This is a genomic window from Methylobacterium sp. 13MFTsu3.1M2 (assembly GCF_900112625.1).
Taxonomy (GTDB): domain Bacteria; phylum Pseudomonadota; class Alphaproteobacteria; order Rhizobiales; family Beijerinckiaceae; genus Methylobacterium.
Genome location: NZ_FOMM01000004.1, coordinates 1 through 23,499 on the forward strand (window position 1 = coordinate 1; position 23,499 = coordinate 23,499).

General features: G+C 73.4%; 20 protein-coding genes. 14 read left to right on the forward strand and 6 right to left on the reverse strand.

Going from position 1 to position 23,499, the window contains the following annotated elements:
- The 4 genes from BM314_RS30460 to BM314_RS03360 all read left to right on the forward strand — a co-directional run.
- The coding region (locus tag BM314_RS30460; RefSeq protein ID WP_244539833.1) for a methyl-accepting chemotaxis protein at nucleotides 1-885 on the forward strand (885 nt) is incomplete at its 5' end.
- Nucleotides 886-1,028: 143 nt separating this feature from the next.
- Nucleotides 1,029-1,445, forward strand: a complete 417-nt coding sequence (locus BM314_RS03350) for an FKBP-type peptidyl-prolyl cis-trans isomerase (protein ID WP_026605341.1) — start codon at nucleotides 1,029-1,031, stop codon at nucleotides 1,443-1,445.
- A 36-nt stretch (nucleotides 1,446-1,481) separates the two neighbouring features.
- Nucleotides 1,482-2,852, forward strand: a complete 1,371-nt coding sequence (locus BM314_RS03355; protein WP_091976913.1) for a Wadjet anti-phage system protein JetA family protein — start codon at nucleotides 1,482-1,484, stop codon at nucleotides 2,850-2,852.
- Complete coding sequence (locus tag BM314_RS03360) at nucleotides 2,845-3,471, forward strand: DUF4194 domain-containing protein (protein ID WP_020095807.1); 627 nt, start codon at nucleotides 2,845-2,847, stop codon at nucleotides 3,469-3,471. Before BM314_RS03355 ends, BM314_RS03360 begins: the two co-directional genes overlap by 8 nt.
- 169 nt (nucleotides 3,472-3,640) lie before the next feature.
- On the opposite strand, the gene BM314_RS03365 is transcribed toward BM314_RS03360, so the two are convergent.
- Nucleotides 3,641-5,317, reverse strand: a complete 1,677-nt coding sequence (locus BM314_RS03365) for a methyl-accepting chemotaxis protein (RefSeq protein WP_020095808.1) — start codon at nucleotides 5,315-5,317, stop codon at nucleotides 3,641-3,643.
- A 176-nt stretch (nucleotides 5,318-5,493) separates the two neighbouring features.
- Between BM314_RS03365 and BM314_RS03370 the strand changes: the two genes are divergently transcribed.
- Nucleotides 5,494-8,931, forward strand: coding sequence for an SbcC/MukB-like Walker B domain-containing protein (locus BM314_RS03370; protein WP_091976914.1), 3,438 nt, complete (start codon nucleotides 5,494-5,496; stop codon nucleotides 8,929-8,931).
- Nucleotides 8,932-9,001: 70 nt separating this feature from the next.
- On the opposite strand, the gene BM314_RS03375 is transcribed toward BM314_RS03370, so the two are convergent.
- The gene (locus tag BM314_RS03375; protein WP_020095810.1) at nucleotides 9,002-9,217 is read right to left on the reverse strand and encodes a hypothetical protein; all 216 of its coding nucleotides are present in this window, start codon (nucleotides 9,215-9,217) and stop codon (nucleotides 9,002-9,004) included.
- 411 nt (nucleotides 9,218-9,628) lie between these two features.
- Here BM314_RS03375 and BM314_RS03380 point away from each other — a divergent pair, with 411 nt between their 5' ends.
- The 3 genes from BM314_RS03380 to BM314_RS03390 are packed head-to-tail and all read left to right on the forward strand — an operon-like array spanning nucleotide 9,629 to nucleotide 11,769.
- Nucleotides 9,629-10,759: a S1C family serine protease gene (locus tag BM314_RS03380; RefSeq protein ID WP_026605342.1), complete on the forward strand. Its 1,131-nt coding sequence runs from the start codon at nucleotides 9,629-9,631 to the stop codon at nucleotides 10,757-10,759.
- A complete protein-coding gene (locus BM314_RS03385; RefSeq protein ID WP_020095812.1) occupies nucleotides 10,756-11,004 on the forward strand; it encodes a hypothetical protein in 249 nt (82 codons plus the stop codon). The genes BM314_RS03380 and BM314_RS03385 overlap by 4 nt, the downstream gene beginning before the upstream one ends.
- Before the next feature lie 3 nt (nucleotides 11,005-11,007).
- Complete coding sequence (locus BM314_RS03390; protein ID WP_091976916.1) at nucleotides 11,008-11,769, forward strand: J domain-containing protein; 762 nt, start codon at nucleotides 11,008-11,010, stop codon at nucleotides 11,767-11,769.
- 138 nt (nucleotides 11,770-11,907) lie between these two features.
- Here BM314_RS03390 and BM314_RS03395 read toward each other — a convergent pair whose 3' ends face one another.
- Nucleotides 11,908-13,374, reverse strand: coding sequence for a D-alanyl-D-alanine carboxypeptidase (locus BM314_RS03395; protein WP_091976918.1), 1,467 nt, complete (start codon nucleotides 13,372-13,374; stop codon nucleotides 11,908-11,910).
- A 338-nt stretch (nucleotides 13,375-13,712) separates the two neighbouring features.
- Here BM314_RS03395 and BM314_RS03400 point away from each other — a divergent pair, with 338 nt between their 5' ends.
- From BM314_RS03400 to BM314_RS03420, 5 genes are all read left to right on the forward strand, one after another.
- Nucleotides 13,713-14,057 carry a phasin family protein gene (locus tag BM314_RS03400; RefSeq protein WP_020095815.1) on the forward strand — a complete coding sequence of 115 codons (345 nt, stop codon included), beginning with the start codon at nucleotides 13,713-13,715 and terminating at the stop codon, nucleotides 14,055-14,057.
- Nucleotides 14,058-14,262: 205 nt separating this feature from the next.
- Nucleotides 14,263-14,649, forward strand: a complete 387-nt coding sequence (gene clpS / locus BM314_RS03405) for an ATP-dependent Clp protease adapter ClpS (protein ID WP_026605344.1) — start codon at nucleotides 14,263-14,265, stop codon at nucleotides 14,647-14,649.
- A gap of 38 nt (nucleotides 14,650-14,687) precedes the next feature.
- Nucleotides 14,688-17,174 carry an ATP-dependent Clp protease ATP-binding subunit ClpA gene (clpA, locus tag BM314_RS03410; RefSeq protein ID WP_091976920.1) on the forward strand — a complete coding sequence of 829 codons (2,487 nt, stop codon included), beginning with the start codon at nucleotides 14,688-14,690 and terminating at the stop codon, nucleotides 17,172-17,174.
- A 92-nt stretch (nucleotides 17,175-17,266) separates the two neighbouring features.
- The gene (locus BM314_RS03415) at nucleotides 17,267-17,551 is read left to right on the forward strand and encodes a hypothetical protein (RefSeq protein ID WP_020095819.1); all 285 of its coding nucleotides are present in this window, start codon (nucleotides 17,267-17,269) and stop codon (nucleotides 17,549-17,551) included.
- Nucleotides 17,552-17,615: 64 nt separating this feature from the next.
- Complete coding sequence (locus BM314_RS03420; protein WP_091976921.1) at nucleotides 17,616-18,914, forward strand: flavin monoamine oxidase family protein; 1,299 nt, start codon at nucleotides 17,616-17,618, stop codon at nucleotides 18,912-18,914.
- 61 nt (nucleotides 18,915-18,975) lie between these two features.
- On the opposite strand, the gene BM314_RS03425 is transcribed toward BM314_RS03420, so the two are convergent.
- Genes BM314_RS03425 through egtB form a run of 3 tightly spaced genes read right to left on the reverse strand, consistent with a single transcriptional unit; the run spans nucleotide 18,976 to nucleotide 22,329 of the window.
- The gene (locus BM314_RS03425) at nucleotides 18,976-20,040 is read right to left on the reverse strand and encodes an adenylate/guanylate cyclase domain-containing protein (protein WP_091976922.1); all 1,065 of its coding nucleotides are present in this window, start codon (nucleotides 20,038-20,040) and stop codon (nucleotides 18,976-18,978) included.
- A 27-nt stretch (nucleotides 20,041-20,067) separates the two neighbouring features.
- Nucleotides 20,068-21,042 (reverse strand): L-histidine N(alpha)-methyltransferase, encoded by a 975-nt coding sequence (egtD, locus tag BM314_RS03430; protein ID WP_091679825.1) that lies wholly within the window; start codon nucleotides 21,040-21,042, stop codon nucleotides 20,068-20,070.
- 18 nt (nucleotides 21,043-21,060) lie between these two features.
- Nucleotides 21,061-22,329, reverse strand: a complete 1,269-nt coding sequence (gene egtB / locus BM314_RS03435; protein WP_091976924.1) for an ergothioneine biosynthesis protein EgtB — start codon at nucleotides 22,327-22,329, stop codon at nucleotides 21,061-21,063.
- A gap of 294 nt (nucleotides 22,330-22,623) precedes the next feature.
- Between egtB and murI the strand changes: the two genes are divergently transcribed.
- The gene (gene murI, locus BM314_RS03440; protein ID WP_091976926.1) at nucleotides 22,624-23,499 is read left to right on the forward strand and encodes a glutamate racemase; all 876 of its coding nucleotides are present in this window, start codon (nucleotides 22,624-22,626) and stop codon (nucleotides 23,497-23,499) included.

Below are 23,499 nucleotides of genomic sequence, written 5' to 3' on the forward strand. Positions count from 1 at the left end.
GAGGCCGAGGCGGCCCGGCAGGACGCGGCGCGTCAGCGCGGCCTCGCGATGCGGCAGGTCGCCGACCGGTTCGCCGACGCCGTCGGCGGGATCGTCGCGCAGGTCTCGACCGCGGCGGCCGGCCTGCAGGCCACGGCCCGCGGCATGACGGAGACCGCGGCCGAGACCGCGGGGCAGTCGACCACCGTCGCGGCCGCGGCCGAGGAGGCGGCCAGCAACGTCGGCACCGTGGCGGCGGCGGCCGAGGAACTCGGCGCCTCCGTGCAGGAGATCGGCCGGCAGGTCGACGGCTCGGCCGGCCTCGCGCGGGCGGCGGTCGCGGAGGCCGACCGGACCGGCGCGCTGGTCCGGGACCTGAGCGAGGCCGTGGCGCGGATCGGCGACGTGGTCGGGCTGATCTCGACCATCGCGGGCCAGACCAACCTGCTGGCGCTCAACGCCACGATCGAGGCGGCGCGCGCGGGCGCGGCCGGGCGCGGCTTCGCGGTGGTGGCCACGGAGGTGAAGGCGCTGGCCGAGCAGACCGCCCGGGCCACGGAAGAGATCGCGGGCCAGATCGGGCGGGTGCAGGCCTCGACCGGCCAGGCCGTCGCGGCGATCGGGACGATCACGGCCCGGATCCGGGACATCGACGGCGTGGCGACCACGATCGCGGCGGCGGTGGAGCAGCAGGGCGCGGCGACCCGCGAGATCGTCCGCAACGTCGGCCAGGCGGCGCAGGGCGCGGCTGCGGTCACCGGCCACGTCGCCGGCGTCGCCGCGGCCTCCGGCGCGACCGAGGCGGCGGCGGGCGAGGTTCTGGGTGCCGCCGCCGCCCTGTCGGCCCAGGCCGCGCACCTGACCGAAGAGGTCGGCCGCTTCCTCGACGGCGTCCGGGCCGCCTGAGCGCGCCCCCAAGCGCGCCTCCAAACGCGCCGTGGGGCGCCCTTTGGGGGCGCCGCCGGCCGCCTCCCTGGCCTGGACGGGTCCGAGGCGATAGAAGGCCTCCCGACGGCCGGCGCGCACGGCGCCGGCTCCAGGGAGAAACCATGCCTCGCCTGTCCCCCCTCTTCGGAGCCGCGTTGATCGCCATGACCACAGCCGCCAATGCCGAGACCGTGACCACCCCGTCGGGCCTCAAGTATCAGGACGAGGTCGTCGGCACCGGGCCCGAGCCGAAGGCCGGCCAGACGGTCACCGTCCAGTACACCGGCTGGCTCGACGAGGGCGGCAAGAAGGGCAAGAAGTTCGACTCGTCCCGCGACCGCAACCAGCCCTTCAGCTTCCCCCTCGGCGCCGGCCAGGTGATCAAGGGCTGGGACGAGGGCGTCGCCACCATGAAGACCGGCGGCAAGCGCACCCTGATCATCCCGCCGCAGCTCGGCTACGGCGCCCGCGGCGCCGGCGGCGTGATCCCGCCGAACGCCACGCTGATCTTCGACGTCGAGCTCCTCGGCGCGAAGTAAGCGGCACGGCTGCGCGACGGCAGGAATTTCGACACGATGCTGTTCGCGCAGCTGTCCGACGAGCTGTTCAAGCCGCTGGCCTCGCCGAGCCGCGGCTTCAACGCGGCCCTGCTCCTGCACCTGCACCGGCGCGTCCTCGGGGCCGAGCCGGTGCGCAAGGCCGAGCTCCTGGCCGAGATCGGCGACTTCGCCGCCGGCTGGAGCGACCCCGAGGTCAGCGGCGACGAGCCGATCTCGGCCGACCCGGCCGAGCGCCGCACGGCGCTCTACCGGCGCCTCCTCGACACCGGCTGGCTGATCGAGCGCCGCGAGCGCTACGTCCCGGTCGCGGAGTTCGACCCCGAGGCCCGCCTCCTCCTGGAGGAGCTGTCGCGGCTGGAACGGGGCGAGACCCGCTCCTACGGGGGCGCCGTCCTGGAGGTGCTGGGCGGGCTTGAGAGCGCCCTGTCGGACCCGGCGAACCGATCCGAGGCGCTGTCCAACGCCGCGCGGGGCGCGGCCGCCTTCCTGTCCCACGTGCGCGGCCTCGCGGCCGGCATGCGCAAGGTCGAGGAGCGCATCCTGCGCGAGCCCGACCGCGCCAAGACCTTCCGGCTGTTCTTCGAGGATTTCGTCGAGCGCCACCTGATCAGCGACTACCGGACGCTGCACACCCGCTTCAACCCGTTCCGCTTCCGCGCCAGCGTGGTGCGCGAGGCCGGCCGGGCGCTGCGCGACGCCCTCACGGTCCGGGCCCTGGCCGAGGGCCTGATCCGCGAGGGGCGGAGCGCCGATCTCGACACGGCGCAGCGGGCCGTCCGGGCGGATCTCGCCCAGATCCTCGCGGTCTTCGAGGGCCTCGACAACCACCTCGACGCCGTCGACGCCGTGGTGGCGCGCCTGGAGCGCCGGATCGCCTCCGCGCTGCACGTGATGGACCGCCCGGACCCGAGCGGCGTCGAGCGCGTCGCCGCGATGCTGCGCGCCGTCGGGGAAGCGGAGATCGCCCCCGAGGTGCCGGGCGACGTCTCGCTGCTGCGGCCGCCGATCGGGCACGCGCATCTCCAGGCGCCGCGCGCCCGCAAGTCGGCCATCGACATGGAGCCGCTGCCCGACATCGAGGACGACCCCGTGGTCGACGCCTTCGCGGCCGCCAAGGCGGAGTTCCGGCGCCGCACCACCGTGACGCCCGAGAGCATGAGCGCCTTCGTGGAGGCCCGGCTCGGCAAGGCGGTGCGGCTGCGCGGGTCGCAGATCGCCATCGCGGGCGTCGACGACTTCATCGTGTTCCAGCGCCTGCGCGAGATCGACGTGCTGTTCGACGCCAAGCTCGGCGCGCGCTACGCCCTGACCCGGCTGCCCGAGCGCGTGGTCAACGGCTGGCTGGACTGCCCGGATTTCCTGCTGGAGCGCCGTCCCCGTGCTTGAGGGCTTCCGCGCGATCATCGACGGCGACGAGCCGCCGCCGCCCGGCGCCCGGGCGCCGGACGCCGAGGAGCTGTGCCGCGCCCTCCAGGTGCTGCTGAAGGGGCAGGTGATCTACGCCGAGACGCAGGGCATCGGCCGCTCCTACGAGCTCGCCCGGCACTACGCGCCGTTCTTCACCGACTACTTCGCCTGCCTCGGCTACGCGCTGACCGTGTCGCACCGCGACCAGATGGTCTCGCTGAGCCCGGCCGCCGACGCCCCGCGCCACGACATCGTCTCGGAGCGCCTGCGCAAGGACGAGACCCTGGTGCTGCTGGCGCTCCGGCTCCTCTACGAGGAGGGCCTGCGCGACCACCGGGCCGGAACGGACGGGATCGTCGACTGCACCACCGACGAGATCGTCGAGAAGATCCGCGCCGTGGCGCGCAACGAGCCCCCCGAGGAGGGCCGGCTCGCCGACATCCTGCGCCTCTACGCCAAGCGCGGCGGCCTGCGCCTCGGCGAGCGCGACCGGGTCGAGCGGGTCACGCCGCTGTCGCTCCTGCCGGGGCTGACGGTGCTGGCCTCCGACGCCTGGATGGAGCGCCTGCGGGCGTGGTCCGAGGCCGGCGAGGCCTGATTCCGCCGTCCGGTCGACCAGTTCGGCGCCGTCTTTGCGAGCGGAGCGAAGCAATCCAGCCGGCGCCACGATTGCCGGCGTCGCGCTGCCCTGGGTCACTTCGCTGCGCTCGCGATGACGGCGTGAGATACGTCAACCGCGACGTGCGGCCGAACCCACGTGACCGCGCTCAGGCCGCCCGGACCGTCGCCAGGAAGTGCTCGACCTCGCTGCCGAGATGGGCCGCCTGGCGGGCCATCTCGGAGGCCGAGGCCAGGACCTGCGCGGCGGCCGCGCCGGTCTCCTCCGCGGCGCCGGCGACGCCGCTGACATTGACGGTCACCGACTCGGTCCCGGTCGCGGCCTCGGCGACGTTGCGGACGATCTCCTGCGTGGCCGCGCCCTGCTCCTCCACCGCCGCCGCGATGGAGTTGGCCATGCCGCTGATCTCGCGGATGCGGCCGGCGATGCCGTCGATGGCCTGGACGGCCTGGCCGGTCGAGCCCTGGATCTGCGCGATCTGGGCCGAGATCTCGGCCGTCGCCTTGGCGGTCTGGTCGGCCAGCGCCTTCACCTCGGTGGCGACGACCGCGAAGCCGCGGCCGGCGACGCCGGCCCGGGCCGCCTCGATCGTGGCGTTCAGCGCCAGCAGGTTGGTCTGGCTGGCGATCGCCGAGATCAGGTCGACCACTTCGCCGACCCGGCGCGCGCCGGTGCTCAGGGCCTGGACGAGGTCGGCCGTGGCGGCCGCCTCGCGGACGGCGGCCTGCGCCAGGTCCGCCGAGGAGCCGACCTGGCGTCCGATCTCGTTGACCGAGGAGCCCAGCTCCTCGGCCGCCGCCGCGACCGTGGTGACGTTGGAGGAGGCCTCCTCGGCGGCGGCCGCCGCGCTGGTGGACTGGCCGGCCGTCTGCGTCGCCGTCGCGGTGAGGCTCTGGGCCGTGGACTGGAGCTGCGTCGCCGCCGACGTCACCGAGCCGACGATGCCGCCGATGGCGGATTCGAACCGGTCGGCGAGTTCGCGCGTCGCCTGCCGGCGCTGCGCCTCGGCGCCGGCACGGGCCTGCGCGGTCTCGGCCTCGAGGGCGCGGGCGTGCAGCAGGTTCTCCCGGAACACCGCGACGGTCGCCGACATGGCGCCGATCTCGTCCCGCCGCGCCGCGTAGGGGATCTCGGCCTGGGTGTCGCCGTCGGCGAGCCGCCGCATGGACAGCGTCATCCCGGAAAGCGGCCGCGACACGCCCGTGAAGGCGTACAGCATGGCGCCGAGCGCGATGACGAGGCTGACGAGCAGGCTCACGACGGTCGTCCGGACCGCGTCGGCCTGGCTGTCGCGGGCCGCGCGCCCGGCCGCCTCGCCGTTCCGGATGTTCAGGTCGGCGAGGGCGCGGGTCGCGCTGGAGGCCGCGAGGTAGTTGGCGTTCATCGGCCCGCGGAAATAGGCGAGTGCCTGGTCGTGCTGGTCGGCCGGGAAGGCGCGCAGACGCGTCCAGTCGGCCTGCTGCACCGCCAGCTTGGCGAGCAGGTCGTCGTAGATCCCCTGCTCCTCCTTCGACGCCACCAGGCTGCGGTACGCCTCGGCCTTCGCCTGGCGGTTCCGCATCATCTCGTCGGCGTTCTTCAGGCTGGTCTCGCGCTCGGCGTCGGTATCCGCCGTCACGTAGCGGAACTGCCACAGTCGCGAGCGCATCACGAGGGCGTTGATCGCCTGGGCCTCGTTGATCGACGGCACGGCGTTGTCGATCAGCTCCGCGAGCCGCTGGTCGACCGCCTGCATCTTGTAGAGGGTCACGCCGCCCTGAACGATCGCCGCCAGGAGCAGGAGGGCGAAGAGGCCGCTGAGTTTTGCTTTGAGACTGAGACGCATCGGTCGGTTCCGGTCGTGCGGGCGAGACCCGCAGGACATGAACAGTTTGTGCTAACAGGGTTATAACCTGAGGTAGGATCAGGCTTCACGGGTTCGCGTGTGTCGGCTTGCATACGCGGCCGAGTCCGGCCAACTGGGCCGCTCATTCCTCGCCACCGACCCGACCCACCGACACCGTGTACGTCCTCACCGACATCGCCATCTCGAACTGGTACCTGATCCGCCGCGAGCAGATCCGCCTGCGCGGCGCCGCGGCGCTGGTCGGGCCGACCGGCGCCGGGAAGTCGACGATCTTCGACGCGGTCGGCACGGTGCTGGCCGGCAACAACGCCAGCCGCCTCGCCCTCAACGCCTCGGCCTCCGGCCGCAGCGCCCGCACCGTGCGCGACTACTGCCTGGGCTGGATCAGCGACCCGGCGGAGGGCGGCCGCCCGACGCGGGAATCCTGCGAGACCGTGCTGGTGCTGGTCTTCGAGAACCCCGATTCCGGCCGCGTGGTCTCGGTCGGCCTCGCCCTGGCGGCCCGGGCCGCCGAGCCGAAGGAGACCGTGCTGTCGCGCTTCATCGCGGTCGGGCACAGGTTCGAGGTCTCCGACTACGCCCGCACCGCCCCCGGCGGCACCTACACGGCGCCCTGGAGCGAGATCGCCGCGGAGCTGCGCGCCCGCGCGTCGAGCTTCACCGAGTACCGCACCTCCGGCGAGCGCTTCACGGCCGACGTGCTGGCGACCCTGCGCGAGGGCGCGCCGGCGCCGGAGCCGCGCCACTTCCTGCGCAGCTTCGCCAACGCGGTGGCGTTCAAGCCGATCTTCGACACCAGCGCCTTCGTGCGCGCCTTCGTGCTCGAGCCGGAGCCCCTCGACGTCGAGCGCGTGCGCCACTCCATCGCCAACTGGCGGCGCCTCCGGGAGACCATCGCCGAGCTGGAGACCCGGCTCGGGCGCCTGCGGCGCCTGCGCGACCGCTACGAGGCCTGGGGCGAAGCGGTCCTCGCCGCCGCGACGCACGAGCTGCGGGCGGCCAGCGCCGACCTGCGCCGCCGCAGCCTCGACCTCATCGCCGTCCGGGGCCGCCTCCGCGAGGGCGCCGACACCCTGCGCATCGCCCGCGAGCGCGTCGCGGCGAGCCGCGGCTACGTCCGCGAGATCGACGGCGAGATCGCCGAGAAGAAGGCGCTGGCCGCGGCGGGCGCCGCCGAGGGCCGGCTCGCGGCCTCGACGCTCGGCCTGTCCATGTTGGAGCGCGACCGCAAGGAGCTGATCGGCCGGATCGGCGACCTCGTCGCCCTCGTCGGGCAGATGGCCAAGCTCCAGCCGGTCGCCCCGATCCTGCGGCAGAGCTGCCCGCAGGCGGCCCGCCTCGCCGAGGCCTGCGCCCGGGCGGGCCTGCGCCGCGACGCCTCGCCCGAGGAGATCCTGCGCCCCGACGGCACGCTGGCCGAGCTGGCCGACGGGCTGGCGCGCCTGCCCGACTTCGACGAGGCCCTGGAGCGGGCCGCCGAGGACGCGGCGCTCAAGGCCCGCGCGCAGGAGAGCGAGGCCGAGCGCACGGCGCCGCGCACCGGCGGCGGCCCGGCGGCGCGGCTGTCCTCCGACACGGTGGCGTTCCGCGGCGAGCTGGAGCGGCGCGGGATCGACGCGCTGCCGATCTGCGAATTGGCCGAGATCGTCGACCCGACCTGGGGGCCGGCGCTCGAAGGGCTGCTCGGGCGCGCCCGCGAGGCCCTGGTGGTCGCCCCGGACCGGCTGAGCGAGGCGCTCGGCGTGCTGCAATCCGGCCGCGACCGCTTCAGCCGCTGCATCCTGGTCAAGACCACCGACACCGCCAAGCAGCGCGCCCGCCGCTACGACGACGGTCCGCTCACCGTGATCGAGACCAGCGACCCCCACGCCGAGGCGTTCCTCGGCGTGCGGCTCGGCGGCTACGACCTCGCCCGGGACGATGCCGAACTGGCGCGCCTGTCCCGGGCCGTGGCGCCGAGCGGCCGGACCACGGCCGGCATGGCCTACACGGTCACCCGCAGCGTCGACCTGCTGATGACCCGCGGCCATCGCGGGCCGACCGCCGACAGCCGCCGCGCCCACGAGATCGCCGTCGCGGAGGCGCGGCGCCTGCGCGGCGAGGCCGCGGTCCTGCGCGAGGCCGCCCGGACGGCCGCCGCGATCCGGGCCCGCGTCGCCCGGGGCCTCGACGCGGTGGATGCGCTGCGGGCCGAGCTCGACGGGCTGGAGGGGCGGCGGCGCACGCTCCAGACCGAGCGGGAGGGCATCGAGAAGCGCGACACGGCCGGGCTCGCCGCCGAGATCGCCGCGCTGACCACCGAGCGGGTCGGCTACCTGCGGGAATTGTCGGAGGAGCTGGAGCCGAAGCTCGACCGCCTGCTCGCCGACGAGGCGGCCCTGCGCGCCCGTCTGGGGCCGGTGCGCGAGGCCGTCCGCGCCGCCCTGTCGGCCCGCCGCGCGGCCCTGCGCCAGCTGAGCGCGGGCGACGCGGCGCGGGTGCGCCTCGCCCGCGCCGAGCCCTTCGACCTCGGCGCGGTCGCCGAGGCGCGGCGGGCGCTCGCCGGCCTCGACGCCAAGGCGGCCGGGGCGCGGGTGAGCGCCGAGCGCGGCCTCGCCCGGGATTCCGCCGAGGCCGCCCGCTCGCACGGGCGCATCGCCGAGCGCGAGCTGGCGGAGGCCTGCGCCGCCTGGCGGGTCGAGAACCCCCTCGCCTCGGGCGACGCCCCGGCGATCGACGGCTTCGCCTGGGTGCGCCGGGAATACGAGGCGGTCGAGGGGCACGAGCTGCGCCGCTACCGGGCGCAGGCCGAGCGGGCCGAGTCCGAGATGCGCCGCCTCATGACCGAGGACCTGCTGACGCGCCTCGCCGACCGGTTCGAGCGGGTCCATGCCCGGCTCGCGGCCCTGAACGAGCGGCTCTCGGCGCGCAGCTTCACCGGCCAGACCTACGCGTTCGAGGCGGCGGTGGACCGCCGCTACGCCGCCGTCCACGCGCTGGCCACCGAGACCGCCCGCTCGCCCGAGGCCGCGCAGGCGCTGCTCGCCGGCGAGGCGGAGGGGCCGATGGCGGCCGCGCTCGAGGAGATCACCGCGCTGATCGCCGGCGCGGACGACGCGGCGCGGCTCGCCGATTACCGCAACTACTTCGTCTACGAGATCGGCATGCGCGACCGGGCGGGCAACCGCACCACGATGTCGGCCCGGGCGCTGCGCGGCTCCGGCGGCGAGGCGCAGGCGCCGTTCTACGTGGCGATCGCCGCGTCGCTCGCCAGCGCCTACTACCCGGGCGACCGGCCGGGCGACGAGAATCCGGGGCTCGGCCTGTGCCTGCTCGACGAGGCGTTCTCGAAGCTCGACGTGCGCAACAGCCAGGCGCTGGTCGATCTCTACCGCGCCTGGGGGCTGCAGCTGCTGATCGCCGCCCCCGAGGACAAGCGCACGACGCTGACCGAGGTGATGGACACGATCGTGACGGTCTACAAGAGCCCGGATCTGACCTCGGTCCGGATCGAGGCCGAGCACCCGCTCGAGGCGGCCCGGCGGGCGCTGCACGCGATCAACCCCGATCAGGTCGGGATCGAGGGCTTCCGCCAGTCGGACGCCGCGGAGTGAGCCCGCGGGGCACCGGGGCGGGGCTTCGCGCCGCCGTCCCCGGTATCCCCGTTCTCCGGGAGATCGATCGTCAGTTCAGGTAGGTGCGGATCCAGTTCGGCGAGAGGATCTCGCCCTCTTCGGTGATGATCCAGGGCTGCTTGGCCGGGTCGGCCAGGGCGCCGGCCGCGGCGGCGATCGCCTCCCGCAGGGTCCGGTAGCGCTCGGGCTGCGCCAGCGGGGCGGTCGCCGGGGCGGTGCGCCAGATCGTCAGATCCGCGGGCCGTTCCAGAGCTTCGGTTTCCATGGGTACTCGTCCTTCCGAACCGTTTTGGACCGTTCAGATCGCCGCCGCCGGGCTCTGCCGAGGGGCTGCGGCGATCGATGGTCTGGGCGTCAATGCAAGCATCTCTGCGGCAGCTTTGCGATCAATTCGGGCGGTTCTCGAAACCAGCATCCGGTGCCGAGGCACAAGTTCGGGCGCGGTTCGGTGTTCCATGTCCGTATTGAGCGCGACTGAGCTGCCCTGGACTTGCGAGAATTGTGGCTCCTGAATGATGACCATTCCGTTAGCCAGTCTGCGCCGGTCGCCGACGTGCGCCAGAACACGTCAGGGGCCTGTCGGCGGCGGCGCCTCTCTGTGTTGACGCCCCGATCCTGAACGCGCACTTAAGGCTCGGCCTGTCGGGGCCTGCCTACGCTTCTCTCGGAGTCACCCGTGCCGGATCGTACCGTGCGCATCGTCCTCGCCGCGGTCCTGGTCCTGCTGGCGCTCTACGTCGCCCAGCCCTACCTGCAGCCGCTGCTCTACGCGGCCGACACGCCCCGGGCGATCACGGCCCGCGGCGATCTGGCGCCGGCCGAGTCCTCGACGGTCGCGCTGTTCGAGCGCGCGAGCCCGTCCGTCGTTCACGTTTTCGCGCAGGGCGCCGCGCAGAACCGCGACCTGCTCGACCTCGACGACCAGGGCGGCGAGCAGGGCGGGACGCAGACCGGCACCGGCTTCGTGTGGGACGGCGCCGGTCACATCGTCACCAACACCCACGTCGTGCAGAACGCCGCGCGGAGCGGCGGCTCGGTCTCGGTCCGGATGAGCGACGGCGAGGTCGTGCCCGCCACCCTCGTCGGGATGGCGCCGTCCTACGACCTCGCGGTCCTGCAATTGGGGCGGGTGCGGACCATGCCGCCGCCGCTGGCGATCGGCACCTCGGCCGATCTCAAGGTCGGGCAGTCGGCCTTCGCCATCGGCAACCCGTTCGGCCTCGACCACACGCTGACCACCGGGGTCATCAGCGCCGTGCGCCGCCGCATGCCGACGAGCGAGGGCCGCGAAGTGTCCGGCGTCATCCAGACGGACGCGGCGATCAACCCGGGCAATTCCGGCGGCCCGCTCCTCGATTCCGCCGGCCGGCTGATCGGCGTCAACACCGCCATCGTGTCACCGTCCGGCGCCAGCGCCGGCATCGGCTTCGCGATCCCCGTCGACGTGGTGAACCGGATCGTGCCGGAGCTGATCAAGGCCGGCCGCGTGCGCAATCCCGGCATCGGCATCATCGCCGCCCAGGAGGCGGCCACCGCGCGGCTCGGCATCGACGGCGTGGTCATCGTGCGGGTGCTGCCCGGCTCCCCGGCCGCGCAGGCCGGTCTGCGCGGCGTCGACCCGCAGACCGGCGACCTCGGCGACGTGATCGTCGAGGCCAACGATCGCCCGGTCCACCGCCTCGCGGACCTGACCGCGGCCATCGAGGAGGCCGGCCTCGGCGCCGGCGTGACCCTCAAGGTGGAGCGCGACGGCCGGATCCGGCAGGTCCGCGTCACCACCGCCGAGGTCGCGGAGAACCGGCGATGACGCGCGCGGCCCTCCTCCTGACCCTGATCCTCCTCGCCGCCGCCGCGCGGGCCGGCGAGGCGCCGACGCGCGCGCGCCTCTGCCCGGAGAACCTGCCCGAGGGCGTGCGTCTCCCGCCGCAGCCCGGCTGCGACGCGAGCGTGCGCCCGCCGACGCCGCGCCGGCCGGGCCACTTCGATCTCGGGGACGGGACGAGCATCCAGATCGGCGGGAGCGCGTCCGCCCTCTACGGCGTGCGGCGCTGAGCGATGGTGCTGTTCGCCGGCCTGCTCGCCTGCCTGACCCTGTGGTGGCTGTCGAAGAACTCGGGCGGCCTCGGCCGGAGGCTCCGCGGCGGTCTCCGGGCTGGCCTCGGTGCCGCCCTCGGGCGGGCGCGTCTGCCGACCTTCGGCGCCTTCGCGCTGCTCGCGGCCGGGTTCCTACTCCTGCGCGGGAACTTCGTCCTCGCGGCACTGCTCGGGCTGAGCGGCGTCTGGATGATCGAGGGCCAGGCCGCCATGACCGCGCGGCTGCGCCGGCTGATCCGGCCGGGATCCGGCGAGGGCCCGCGCGACCCGGAGGACCGCCGCTTCCGCACGGTCCTGATCGACGCCCTCGTGCGCCCGGACGGCAGCCTGCGCACGGGCCGCGTCATCGCGGGGCCGGGCGCCGGCGCGTGGCTCGACAGCATGCCCACCGGGGCCGTGGTCGAGCTGCTGCGGCTCTGCCGGATCCGCGACGCCGCCGGCGCCGCCCTGCTAGAGCCGTATCTCGACCGCCGGTCGCCCGGATGGCGTGTAGACGCTGAGGGCGATCGCGACCCGCGGCCGCGCCGTCCGCCGCATCCAGGGGCGATGACGCAGGAGCAGGCGTACGAGATCCTGGGGCTTCAGCGCGGGGCGACCGCTGAGGAGATCCGGTCGGCCCACCGGTCTCTCATGAAGCGCGCCCACCCCGACCAGGGGGGCAGCGCCGAGGGCGCGGCGCGCGTCAACGCGGCCCGGGACAGGCTTCTGAACCGACATCGCTGAACTCCACGCGCGTTGTCAGAGAGTTACCGATCGTCGGCCGCGGACGAACTCGGTCGCGGCCGTTCCGTAACCGGCGCGCGGGCGCGCCGGTGGCTCGCGAAACGCGGCGCGCGGGCGCGCCGGCGGGTCTCGCGGGTCTCAGCTCCGGGTGGCGAAGCAGCTGAAGCCGCTTCGCTTCAGGGCCGAGCAGGCCTCCTGGGCGGAATCCTGCTCGGAGAAGCCCGAGAAGCGGGCGCGGAACAGCGTGGTGCCGCCGTGCTCGACCTTGACCGTGTAGGGCGCGGCCTTCGACAGGCTGCCGCCGACCTTGGCGCGCGCTTCCGAGAGCATCGTCCGGGCCTTGGACTCGTCGTCCATGGCGCCGAGCTGGATCACCCAGGCGGTCGGGACGACGCGGGCGCCGGAGACCGCCTTCGGCGGCTCGTCGCGCTCGAGGGAGGCCACCCGGGCCGTGGACTTGGACGCGCCCGGGAAGGGCGGCTGGGCGTTGCCGCCGCCGGCATAGGCCTGGGCCGCCTTCGGGATCCCCTGCGGGCCGGGCTTCCAGGTGCCGCCCGGCGTCGTCGTCTTGGCGGGGGACAGGTCGAGGGGCTCGCCGGTGGTGCCGGTCGTCTCGACGTCCTCGTCGTCCGCCGAGGCGACCTGCGTGCGGGTCCGCGAGACCGCGTCGGCGACGACCGCCGGGCGGGCGCGCTCGGCGACCTCGGTGACCGGCGCCGAGATCCGGGCGCCGGCATAGGCGCGCGGCAGGCTGGCGCGGACGAGGTCGGCCATGATCCGGTCGCGGCTCGCGCCGGACTTGCCGCCCAGCACGATCGCCACGATCTGGCGCCCCTCGGACTTCGCCGCGGTCATCAGGTTGAAGCCGGAATCCCGCGTGTAGCCGGTCTTGATCCCGTCGACGCCCTGGACGTTGCCCAGGAGGCGGTTGTGGTTGCCGATCACCCGGCCGCGGAACGCGAAGGACCGGGTCTGGAAGTAGCGGTAGTAGTGCGGGAACCGGTCCTGGATCGCCCGGGCCAGCACGGTCAGGTCACGCGCGGTGGTCAGCTGGTCCGGATCGGGCAGGCCCGAGGCGTTGGCGTAGTGCGTGCGGCTCATGCCGAGGGCGTGGGCCTTCGCGGTCATCATCTGGGCGAAGCGCTCCTCGGAGCCGGCGATGTTCTCGCCGATGGCGCAGGCCACGTCGTTCGCCGACTTCGTCACGATCGCCTTGATGGCGTCCTCGACCGAGATGGTCTGGCCGGGGCGCAGGCCGAGCTTGGACGGCGCCTGGGCGGCGGCGTGGGCCGAGATGGTCAGGTCGGAATCGAGGGCGAACTTGCCCCGCTCCATCTGCTCGAACAGCATGTAGAGCGTCATCACCTTGGTGATCGAGGCCGGGTGCCGCAGGGCGTCCTCGTTCACCGCGTGCAAGGTCTTGCCGCTCTTCACGTCCACGACCATCGCCGCGTAGGGCGGGTTGTAGCCGCCGCCGGCGCGGGCGTGGTGGTGCCGACCGCGCCGGGCGTCGGCCGGTGAGGCCATGGCCGTCAGGACGGCGGCGGCCAGGATCGCGGCCGGGAGCGCTGGAATCGTCCGGGAGCGGCCTACTACGCTACGCATCACGCCTGATTGCCTCGCGAGACCGGATCTGGCCGGTCGTATCCCCTGCAGAGCCTTCCGCCGATCACGTGGCCCCGCTGCATCAGTGGAGAGTTAGGCAAGTGCAGTTACAGGCCCGTTAATGCGATCGCGGCGAGTGCCGGATCGTGCCGGTCCGGCATCCGCTTACCGACCGTTCCCGACCCGCTGTTGCCGGTCGGCCATGCCGTGCCGGTTGCGGCCGGCCGCTCTTACAGGCCCGAGCTTGACGCTGGCTGTCGTGCCGCACACTCTCCCGGCGATCCGAAACTGTCGGTCGCGGATGGCGGGCCGGCTCGGCGGCGGACCGGAGATCGGCGATGCAGAAACCCCCTGCCCTCCCCCTGAGCCCGGTCGCCTCCGGCTTCGGGACGCCCCTGCGGCGGTTCGGGATCGCGAGCCGCGCGGCCCAGACCCTCGGCATCGAGTATCTCGACTCGGTCAAGAAGGCCCTCGACGACCTCGGGGCGACCTGGGGGGCGCTGGCGGTGGCGCGCAGCCCGACCGAGATCCTGGCGGTGCAGGCCGCGTACCTGCAGCGGGCCGGGGAGCGCGCCGCGGCTCGCTCGGCCGCCGCCGGCGACGCGATGCTGGGCCTGACCGGCGCGTTCCTGCGGCCGAAGGCGCTGGCACCGGCCGCGGCCCGTCCCGGCCCGGCGCGCTAGCGGGTCGGCCATCATGCGCCGGGGACACGCGGTGCAGGGCGGACAAGTGCGCACAGGCGTCTGGCGAAGTCGGCTCACCGTCTGTAGATTAAACGGCGTGGAGCTGAGCGCTGCTCCCGGCAGGCCAGGATCAGGATCGGCCGTGAGGGCCGGCGGCGCCCGCTCCGAGCAAGGGATCGGTTCGACGCACATGAGACAGGTCCCTATGCAGGGCACCGCGAGTTCGACCAGGGAGCACCGGCCGGCGCGTATCGCGGTCACGGCATCCGGTTCGCGCACGCCCGGGGGCGACGACCGGTCCAACACCGCGATCATCACGCGCACGAAGCCGCGGACCAAGCGGCCGAGTCTGTACCGGGTACTCCTTCTGAACGACGACTATACGCCGATGGAGTTCGTGGTCCTGGTGGTCGAGCGGTTCTTCAACAAGAGCCACGAGGACGCCTACCAGATCATGATGCACGTGCATCAGAACGGGGTCGGCGAGTGCGGGGTCTTCACCTACGAGGTGGCGGAGACCAAGGTGACGCAGGTCATGGACTTCGCACGCAAACACCAACATCCTCTCCAGTGCGTTATGGAAAAGAAATAGGCGCCGCTCGCGGTAGGCACGAAGGACAGAGGCCAGCTTTGCCAAGCTTCTCACGCAGCCTAGAACAAGCCCTCCACCGCGCCCTGGCGCTCGCCGGGGAGCGCCGGCACGAATACGCGACGCTGGAGCATCTCCTGCTCGCCCTGGTGGATGACCAAGATGCGGCCGCGGTCATGCGCGCCTGCAACGTCGAGATCGACACGCTCAAGCGCAGCTTGGTCGACTACGTCGACACCGAGCTCTCCAACCTCACCGGCGATGGCCGGCAGGACGCCAAGCCCACGGCCGGGTTCCAGCGCGTGATCCAGCGCGCCGTGATCCACGTCCAGTCGTCGGGCCGCGAGGAGGTGACCGGCGCCAACGTGCTGGTGGCGATCTTCGCCGAGCGCGAGAGCCACGCCGCCTACTTCCTGCAGGAGCAGGACATGACCCGCTACGACGCGGTCAACTACATCAGCCACGGCATCGCCAAGCGGCCCGGCGCCTCCGAGGCGAAGCCCGTGCGCGGCGCCGACGAGGAGGGCGCGTCCGAGCGTCCGAGCGACGAGGGCGATCCCCGCGGCGCCAAGAAGAAGGGCGACGCGCTCGACGCCTACTGCGTCAACCTCAACAAGAAGGCCCGCGACGGCAAGATCGACCCGCTGATCGGCCGCGAGAGCGAGGTCCAGCGGACGATCCAGGTCCTCTGCCGCCGGCAGAAGAACAACCCGCTGCTGGTCGGCGATCCCGGCGTCGGCAAGACCGCGATCGCCGAAGGTCTGGCGCGCAAGATCATCCAGCACGAGGTGCCGGAGGTGCTCGCCGACGCGACCGTCTTCTCCCTCGACATGGGCACGCTGCTCGCCGGCACCCGCTACCGGGGCGACTTCGAGGAGCGCCTCAAGCAGGTCATGAAGGAGATCGAGGCGCACCCGAACGCGATCATGTTCATCGACGAGATCCACACGGTGATCGGCGCCGGCGCGACCTCGGGCGGGGCCATGGACGCGTCGAACCTGCTCAAGCCGGCGCTCGCCTCCGGCACGCTGCGCTGCATCGGCTCGACCACCTACAAGGAGTACCGCCAGTACTTCGAGAAGGACCGCGCCCTGGTGCGGCGCTTCCAGAAGATCGACGTCAACGAGCCGTCGATCCCCGACACGATCGAGATCGTGAAGGGCCTGCGGCCGTACTTCGAGGAGTTCCACAAGCTCAAGTACACGACCGAGGCCGTGAAGGCCGCGGTGGAGCTGTCGGCCCGCTACATCAACGACCGCAAGCTGCCCGACAAGGCGATCGACGTGATCGACGAGACGGGCGCCTCGCAGATGCTGGTGCCGGAGGCGCGCCGCAAGCGCACCATCGGCATCAAGGAGATCGAGGCGACCATCGCCACGATGGCCCGGATCCCGCCGAAGACCGTCTCCAAGGACGACGCGGTGGTGCTCCAGCACCTGACCGAGAACCTGAAGCGCGTGGTCTACGGACAGCCGAACGCCATCGAGGCCCTGACCTCGGCGATCAAGCTGGCCCGGGCCGGCCTGCGCGACCCGGACAAGCCGATCGGCTCGTACCTGTTCGCGGGCCCGACCGGCGTCGGCAAGACCGAGGCCGCCAAGCAGCTCGCCGCCTCGCTCGGCGTCGAGATGCTGCGCTTCGACATGTCGGAGTACATGGAGCGCCACACGGTGAGCCGCCTGATCGGCGCGCCCCCCGGCTACGTGGGCTTCGACCAGGGCGGCCTGCTCACCGACGGGATCGACCAGCACCCGCACTGCGTGCTCCTCCTCGACGAGATCGAGAAGGCGCATCCGGACCTGTTCAACATCCTGCTGCAGGTGATGGATCACGGGAAGCTGACCGACCACAACGGCAAGCAGGTCGATTTCCGCAACGTCATCATCATCATGACGTCGAACGCGGGCGCCTCGGACCTGGCCAAGGCGGCCTACGGCTTCACCCAGTCGAAGCGCTCCGGCGACGACGTCGAGGCGATCAACCGGCTGTTCGCGCCGGAATTCCGCAACCGGCTCGACGCGATCATCTCGTTCGGCCACCTGCCGAAGGACGTGGTGGCGAAGGTGGTGGACAAGTTCGTCCTCCAGCTCGAGGCGCAGCTCGCCGACCGCAACGTCACGATCGAGCTCTCCGACGAGGCCCGGGACTGGCTGGTGGAGCACGGCTACGACGACGCGATGGGCGCGCGCCCGATGGCCCGGCTGATCCAGTCGACCATCAAGACGCCGCTCGCCGACGAGGTCCTGTTCGGCAAGCTCAAGGACGGCGGCGCGGTCCGCGTGGTCGTCCGCAAGCCGGAGGACGGCGAGGCCAAGGCCGGCGCCAAGGACAGCCTGGGCTTCGACTTCCCGGCGGGTCCCGTGACGCCCAAGCCCGAGAAGGACGTGACCAACGCCGCCAAGCGCCACAAGCGCGCCAAGCCCCGCACCGCGGCCCGGAAGAAGACGCCGAAGGACAACAAGGGCGGCGGCGGCGGTTCGGGCGGCGGCGTCCGGACCGTGCCGAAGGTGCCACTCGTGCGCGCCTAATGGTGTGCAGGCCGGCCGGCGGCCTTCCGGACTCGGGGGCCGCCGGTCTATGACCGCCGCGACGCGCATGCGCCGCGGCGAGGAGGCGCCCGATGACTGACAACCTGCACGAGGGACCCCTGTCCCCCGTCGCGCAGCCGGCGCCCCCCAAGAAGCTCACCCGGCGCGAGGAGCGCCGCCGGCGTCGCCAGCGGCGCCGCCGCGGCGAGGAGGTGCTGGCCTGGGTGCTCGTGCCGTTCATCTGCTTCGGCATCTACTGGGGCATCGCCGCCGGCTTCGACTTCTTCGGCACCTCGCCGGGCCAGGTCTGGGACCAGCTGATGCAGGTCAAGGCCATGATGGAGAAGCGTTCGGGTCCCCAGGGCGCGCGCGGCTAGCGCGCCGCCCCTGTCCGGACGCGGGAGGCGACGCCTCCGGAGACGGTTCCGAGCGGGCGCGCCCATGACACCGACCCGTCGATCGCTGCTCGCCGCCCCCCTCCTGGCGATGCCGGCCCTCCGGGCCCGCGCCGGCGGCGGATCCGTGGTCGTCGTCGGCGCCGGGGCCGCGGGGCTCGCGGCCGCCGCCCTCCTGCGGGCGGCCGGGCAGAGTTTCACCCTCGTCGAGGCCCGGGACCGGATCGGCGGCCGCGCCTTCACCGAACGGGCGCTCGGCGCCGCGTGCCGGTTCGACGCCGGCGCCGAGTACATCCACTGGGCCGAGCGCAATCCCTGGGCGCCCATCGCCCGGGCGGCCGGGGCGCACGTCGCCCGCGAGGACGGCTGGGCGCGCCGGCTCGTCGTCGACGGCCGTCCCGCCACCGTCGCCGAGGCGGCGCAGCGGCGCGCCGGCTTCTCCGGCCTCGACGCGCTGCTCGCCCCGAAGGGCGGCGACCCGTCCCTGGCGGAGGCGGCCCGGGCCGGCGGCCCCGACGCCGCCCTGGCGGCGGCCGGCCTGAGCCGGCTCTCCCTCGGCGAGGATCCCGAGCGGGTCTCGGCCGTGGACTACGACCGGCTCTGGTCCGGCTCCGACCTCTGGATCGACGGCTACGGCGACCTCGTGGCGCGGCACTTCGCCGACCTGCCGGTCAGCCTCGGCTGCCCCGTGCGGGCGATCGACTGGTCGGGCCGCGGGGTCCGGGTCGAGACGGCGCGGGGCACGATCGCGGCCGCCGCCGCCATCGTCACGGTGCCGGTCGGCGTGCTGAAGGCCGGAGCCGTGGCGTTCGCGCCGGACCTGCCGGACGCCGCCCGGACGGCGCTCGACGGCCTGTCGATGGGCGCCTACACCAAGATCGGCCTGCGCCTCGACCCCGCGCGCCTCGACGGTGCCGACCTCGGCGACGCGGTCTCGGTGGCGACGGGCGGCCCGACGATCTACTTCGAGATGCAGCCCTTCGGCCGGTCCCTGGCGGTGGCCAATCTCGGCGGCGACCTCGCGCGCGACCTGTGCCGGGCCGGTGAGGCGGAGGCGGTGGCGCTCGCCACCGAGCGCCTGGTCGCGGTCCTCGGCGGCGGCGCCCGCAGCGCCGTCCAGGCCGGGCGCCTCGCCGGCTGGTGGACGGACCCGCACGCCCGGGGCTCCTACTCGATCGCCGCCCCCGGCCACGCGGAGGCCCGCGACCGCCTGCGCGCGCCGGTCGGCGGGCGCGTGTTCTTCGCCGGGGAGGCGCTGGCGGGCGGCGGCGCCATGACGGTGGGCGGGGCGACCCTCGACGGCGAGCGCGCGGCCCGGGCGGTGCTGAAGGCGCTCGGCGCCTGAGCTGCCCGTCTCGGCTATCCGTCTTGGCTATCCGTGTTGGCCATCCGTCTCGGCGGCCCGCTCAGGCGGTCGCGGCGCGGCTCGGCAGCGGCCGCGCGGGTGCCGCGACGGCGGCCCGGCGCCGGATCGCCGCCACCGCCAGGGGCTCGGCGCGGCCGCGCAGGGCGTGGGCCCCGAGATCCTCCGCCACGAGGTCGTCCGGCAAAGGGCCGAGCCGGGCGAGGAGGTCGGCCGAGACGAGGACGTCGACCCCCAAGGTCTTCGACAGGGCCTCGAGCCGGGCCGTCGTGTTCACGACGTCGCCGAAATACGCGATCTTGTGCCGCTCCAGCCCGATCTCGGCGGTCACGACCGGGCCGCAATGCAGCGCGGCGCGGAACTGCGGCACCTGCCCGAAGCGATCCCGCCAGCTCTCCGCCTCGGTGGCGAGCCGCTCCTGGAACGCGAAGACGCAGCGCAGGCAGGCGGCGTCGCGCAGGCCCCGCTCCATCGTCCAGGTCACCAGCGCGAGGTCGCCGACGTAGTCGTCGATGGAGCCGCGGGCGCGCGCCACCGGCAGCGCCAGGGCGTTGAACACCTGCCCGAGATAGGCCTGCGCCGCCCGGTCGCCGTGGCGGTCGGCGAAGCGCGTCGACCCGGTCACGTCGAGGAAGAGGAAGATCCGCTCCTCGCTGATCGGCCGGTGGTAGCGCCCGATCAGCAGGTTGGCGAAGACGCCGGGGCCGATCAGGTCGCGGACCCGGAACACGAACACCACCAGGGCCGAGATGCCGAGCGCGTAGAGCAGGCCGGACTGCGACATCAGCATCGCGTTCCGCTCGCTGTACATGAAGCGGAACAGCTGGTTCAGCACCGTGCTGGCGACCGCGTTCCCGACCACGATCAGCGCGATGTAGAGCGCCACGGTGGCGAGCAGGAACAGCGGCGTCGCGAGGCCGCGGATGCGGTCGCGCAGGCGCGGCGCCAGCAGCTGGCGCTCGTAGAGCAGGATCGGCGTGCCGATGATCGCGCCGCGGATCGCCGTCCCGGTCAGCGGGGCGATCCCGAAGATCACCCCGTAGAGGAGCCCCGCCAGGGCGCCGAGGCACGGCGCCACCAGCAGGAACCAGCGTGGGCCGAAGCGCATGGATCCGCGTGCCCCGCCCGGCCCCGCTCAGTCCAGCCGGAGCGCATGGACCGAGAACAGCTGGTCCGGGTCGGTCCAGACCGTCAGCCACGTCCAGCCCGCCCGCTCGGTCAGCGCGCGGAACGTGGCCGGCGTGTACTTGTAGCTGCTCTCGGTATGGATCGTCTCGCCCGCCGCGAACGCGAAGGTGTCGGCGCCGACCCGCACCGCCTGGGCGTCGCGGGCGACGAGATGCATCTCGATCCGCGAGGCGTCGGTGTTGAACACCGCCCGGTGGCTGAACGCGCCCGGCTCGAAGCGGCCGGCGAGCTCCCGGTTGATCCGGGTCAGGAGGTTGAGGTTGAAGGCCGCCGTCACGCCCTGCGCGTCGTCGTAGGCGGTCTCCAGCACCGCCGCGTCCTTCACGAGGTCGACGCCGACGATCATGTGGGCGCCCGGCCCCAGGATCCGCCCGAACCGGCGCAGCAGCGCCTCGGCCTCGTGCGGGTCGAAGTTGCCGATGGTCGAGCCCGGGAAGAACCCGGCGCGCGGCAGGCCGTTCAGGCTGTCCGGCAGGTCGAAGTCGCGGGTGAAGTCGGCCACCACCGGCTCGACCCGCAGGTCCGGGAAGTCGCCCCGCAGGACCTCCGCCTGCCCGCGCAGGAACTCGCCGGAGACGTCCACCGGCACGTAGGCCGCGAGGGTGTCGAGGTGGCGCAGGAGACGGCGCAGCTTCACGGTCGAGCCGCTGCCGAACTCCACCAGCGCCGCGTGGGCCGGCAGCAGCGCGGCGATCTCGGGCCCGCAGGCGTCGAGGATGCCGATCTCGGTCCGGGTCGGGTAGTATTCCGGGAGCCGCGTGATCGCCTCGAACAGCGCGGACCCGGCCTCGTCGTAGAAGTATTTCGGCGACAGGGCCTTCTGGGGCTTGGACAGGCCTGCGCGGACGTCGTCGAGGAAGCTCAGCGGCGGCGCGTCCAGCGTGACCGGCGTCGCGTCGGCGAAGGTGGGCTTGATGGTCAAGGGCGGCTCCGGGGCGCGTCAGGCGGCGTCGGCGAGGCGCAGGCCGGTGAACTGCCAGCGCTGGTGCGGATAGAAGAAGTTGCGGTACGGCAGCCGGGCATGGCCCTCGGGGGTCGCCACCGACGAGCCCCGCAGCACGAACTGGTTGGCCATGAACTTGCCGTTGTACTCGCCGAGCGCCCCCGGGAGCGGCCGGTACCCCGGGTAGGGGACGTAGGCGCTGCGGGTCCATTGCCAGACGAGGCCGAAGGCGTCCGGCAGACTGCCGTCGCGGGCCGCGACCTCCCACTCGAACTCGGTCGGCAGGAAGCGGCCGGCCCAGCGGGCGTAGGCGTCGGCCTCGTAGTAGCTGACGTGGGTGACGGGGGCGTCGAGATCCACCGGGCGCTCGCCGCCCAGCGTCATGGTCGCCCACCCCTCCCCGTCCCGGCGCCAGTAGCCGGGGGCCTCCCAGCCCTCCGCCGGCCCGGCATACCAGCCATCCGAGAGCCACAGCTCCGGCTTGGCGTAGCCGCCATCCTCCATGAAGGCGAGCCACTGGCGGTTCGTCACCAGCGCCCGGTCGAGGCGGCCGGCCGGGATGAGCGTCTCGTGCCGGGGCGACTCGTTGTCGAACGAGAACCCCTCGCCCGCATGCCCGATCCACGCGATCGCGCGGTCGAGGGTGACCTGGCCGGCCTGCGCCGCCGCCTTCGGGAAGCGCCAGTCCGGGTCGTAGGCCGGGTTCAGCGGGTTCTGCGCGAAGGCGTGCAGGATGTCGGTGAGGAGGAGCTCCTGGTGCTGCTGCTCGTGGTAGAGGCCGATCTCCAGGATCGGCAGCACCGCCTCGAGCGCGCGCTCGGAGGCCTGGCCCAGCAGGGCCTCGACCGCCCGATCGATATGGGCGCGGTAGGCCGCGACCTCCGCCATGGTCGGGCGGGTGATCATGCCGCGCTGGATGCGCGGCTGACGGGGACCGGCCGCCACGTAGTACGAGTTGAACAGATAGTGCAGCCGCGCGTCGTAGATCGCGTAGCCCGGCAGGTGCTCCCGCAGCAGGAACTGCTCGAAGAACCACGTGACGTGCGCCCGGTGCCACTTGGTCGGGCTGGCATCGGCCATCGACTGGACCTGCTGATCTTCCGGCGAGAGCGGCGCGGCGCGGCGCTCGGTCTCGCTCCGGACCTGCCGGTAGGCGGCGATCCAGGCGGCCCGGTCGATCGGCCTGGCCGTGACGTGCGGCGGCGGGAAGGCCGGTGCCGCGGGCTCGCGTCTCTCGTCCGGGCGCAGTGCGGCTGTCGCTGCCATGACGATGATCCCTTTTTTCGGGCCTGACCGAGAACCGTCTTCTCGACCCCGGCCGGCGCGCAGAAGATATGTTCCGGCCGTGTTCCGACAACCTCTGCAAGAGCGAACGCGGCGGCTTCGCGTGCGCCTGGTCGACGCGCGGTCGCCGCTCGGCCCACCGGGCCTCTTCGCCGCGTCGGCACGGCGGTTAACGGAACGGGTTGGGGATCACGGGTCTTTCTCTCGCCGCAGTGACACCGCCTTAACCCTCGCTGCCGAGATTTTGGGACGCTCTTCGAGGAGTCCGGGGTTCTCATGCGGATCGATCTGATGGCCGGGGCCAGCCTGTCCGCCGCCGCTCTGCGCTGCGCCGCAGAGCCGACCATCCTGGTGTTCGATTCCGGCCTCGGCGGCCTGACCGTCCTCGACGCGGTGCGGCGCGCCCGCCCGGATGCCCGCTACGTCTATGTCGGCGACGACGCCGCCTTCCCGTACGGCCGGCTCTCGGAGGCGACCCTCGTCGCCCGCGTCCTCGCCGTGATGGAGCGGCTGGTCGCGACCCACCGGCCCGACCTCGTGGTCATCGCCTGCAACACCGCCTCGACGCTGGTGCTCCCGGCTCTGCGCCAGCGCTTCACGACGCCCTTCGTGGGGGTGGTCCCGCCGATCAAGCCCGCCGCCGAGGCGACGCGCTCGCGGCTCGTGACCCTGCTGGCGACGCCCGGCACGGTGGCGCGCTCCTACACCCACGACCTGATCGCGACCTACGCGGGCTCCTGCGCGGTGACGCTGGTCGGCTCGCAGAACCTTGCCGGCTTCGCGGAGACCGAGCTCGCGGGCGCGCCGGTGGACGACGCCACCCTCGCCGCCGAGATCGCCCCCTGCTTCGTCACCGAGGCGGACGGGCGGCGCACCGACGTGGTCTGCCTCGCCTGCACCCACTATCCGCTGCTGCTGCCGCGCCTCCAGGCGCTCGCGCCCTGGCCGGTGACCTGGATCGACCCGGCGCCCGCCATCGCCCGGCGCGTCGTGCAGCTGATCGGCCCCCTCCCCCGCGAGGCGGACCGGCACGGCTCGGCGCTCGGCGCCTTCACGGCCGGCACCTGCCTGACCGACGCCCTGCGCGCGGCCCTCGCCGCCCGGGGCATCGGCGACGTCGCCGTGGAGGCGGTGCCGCTGCCGATGCAGTGA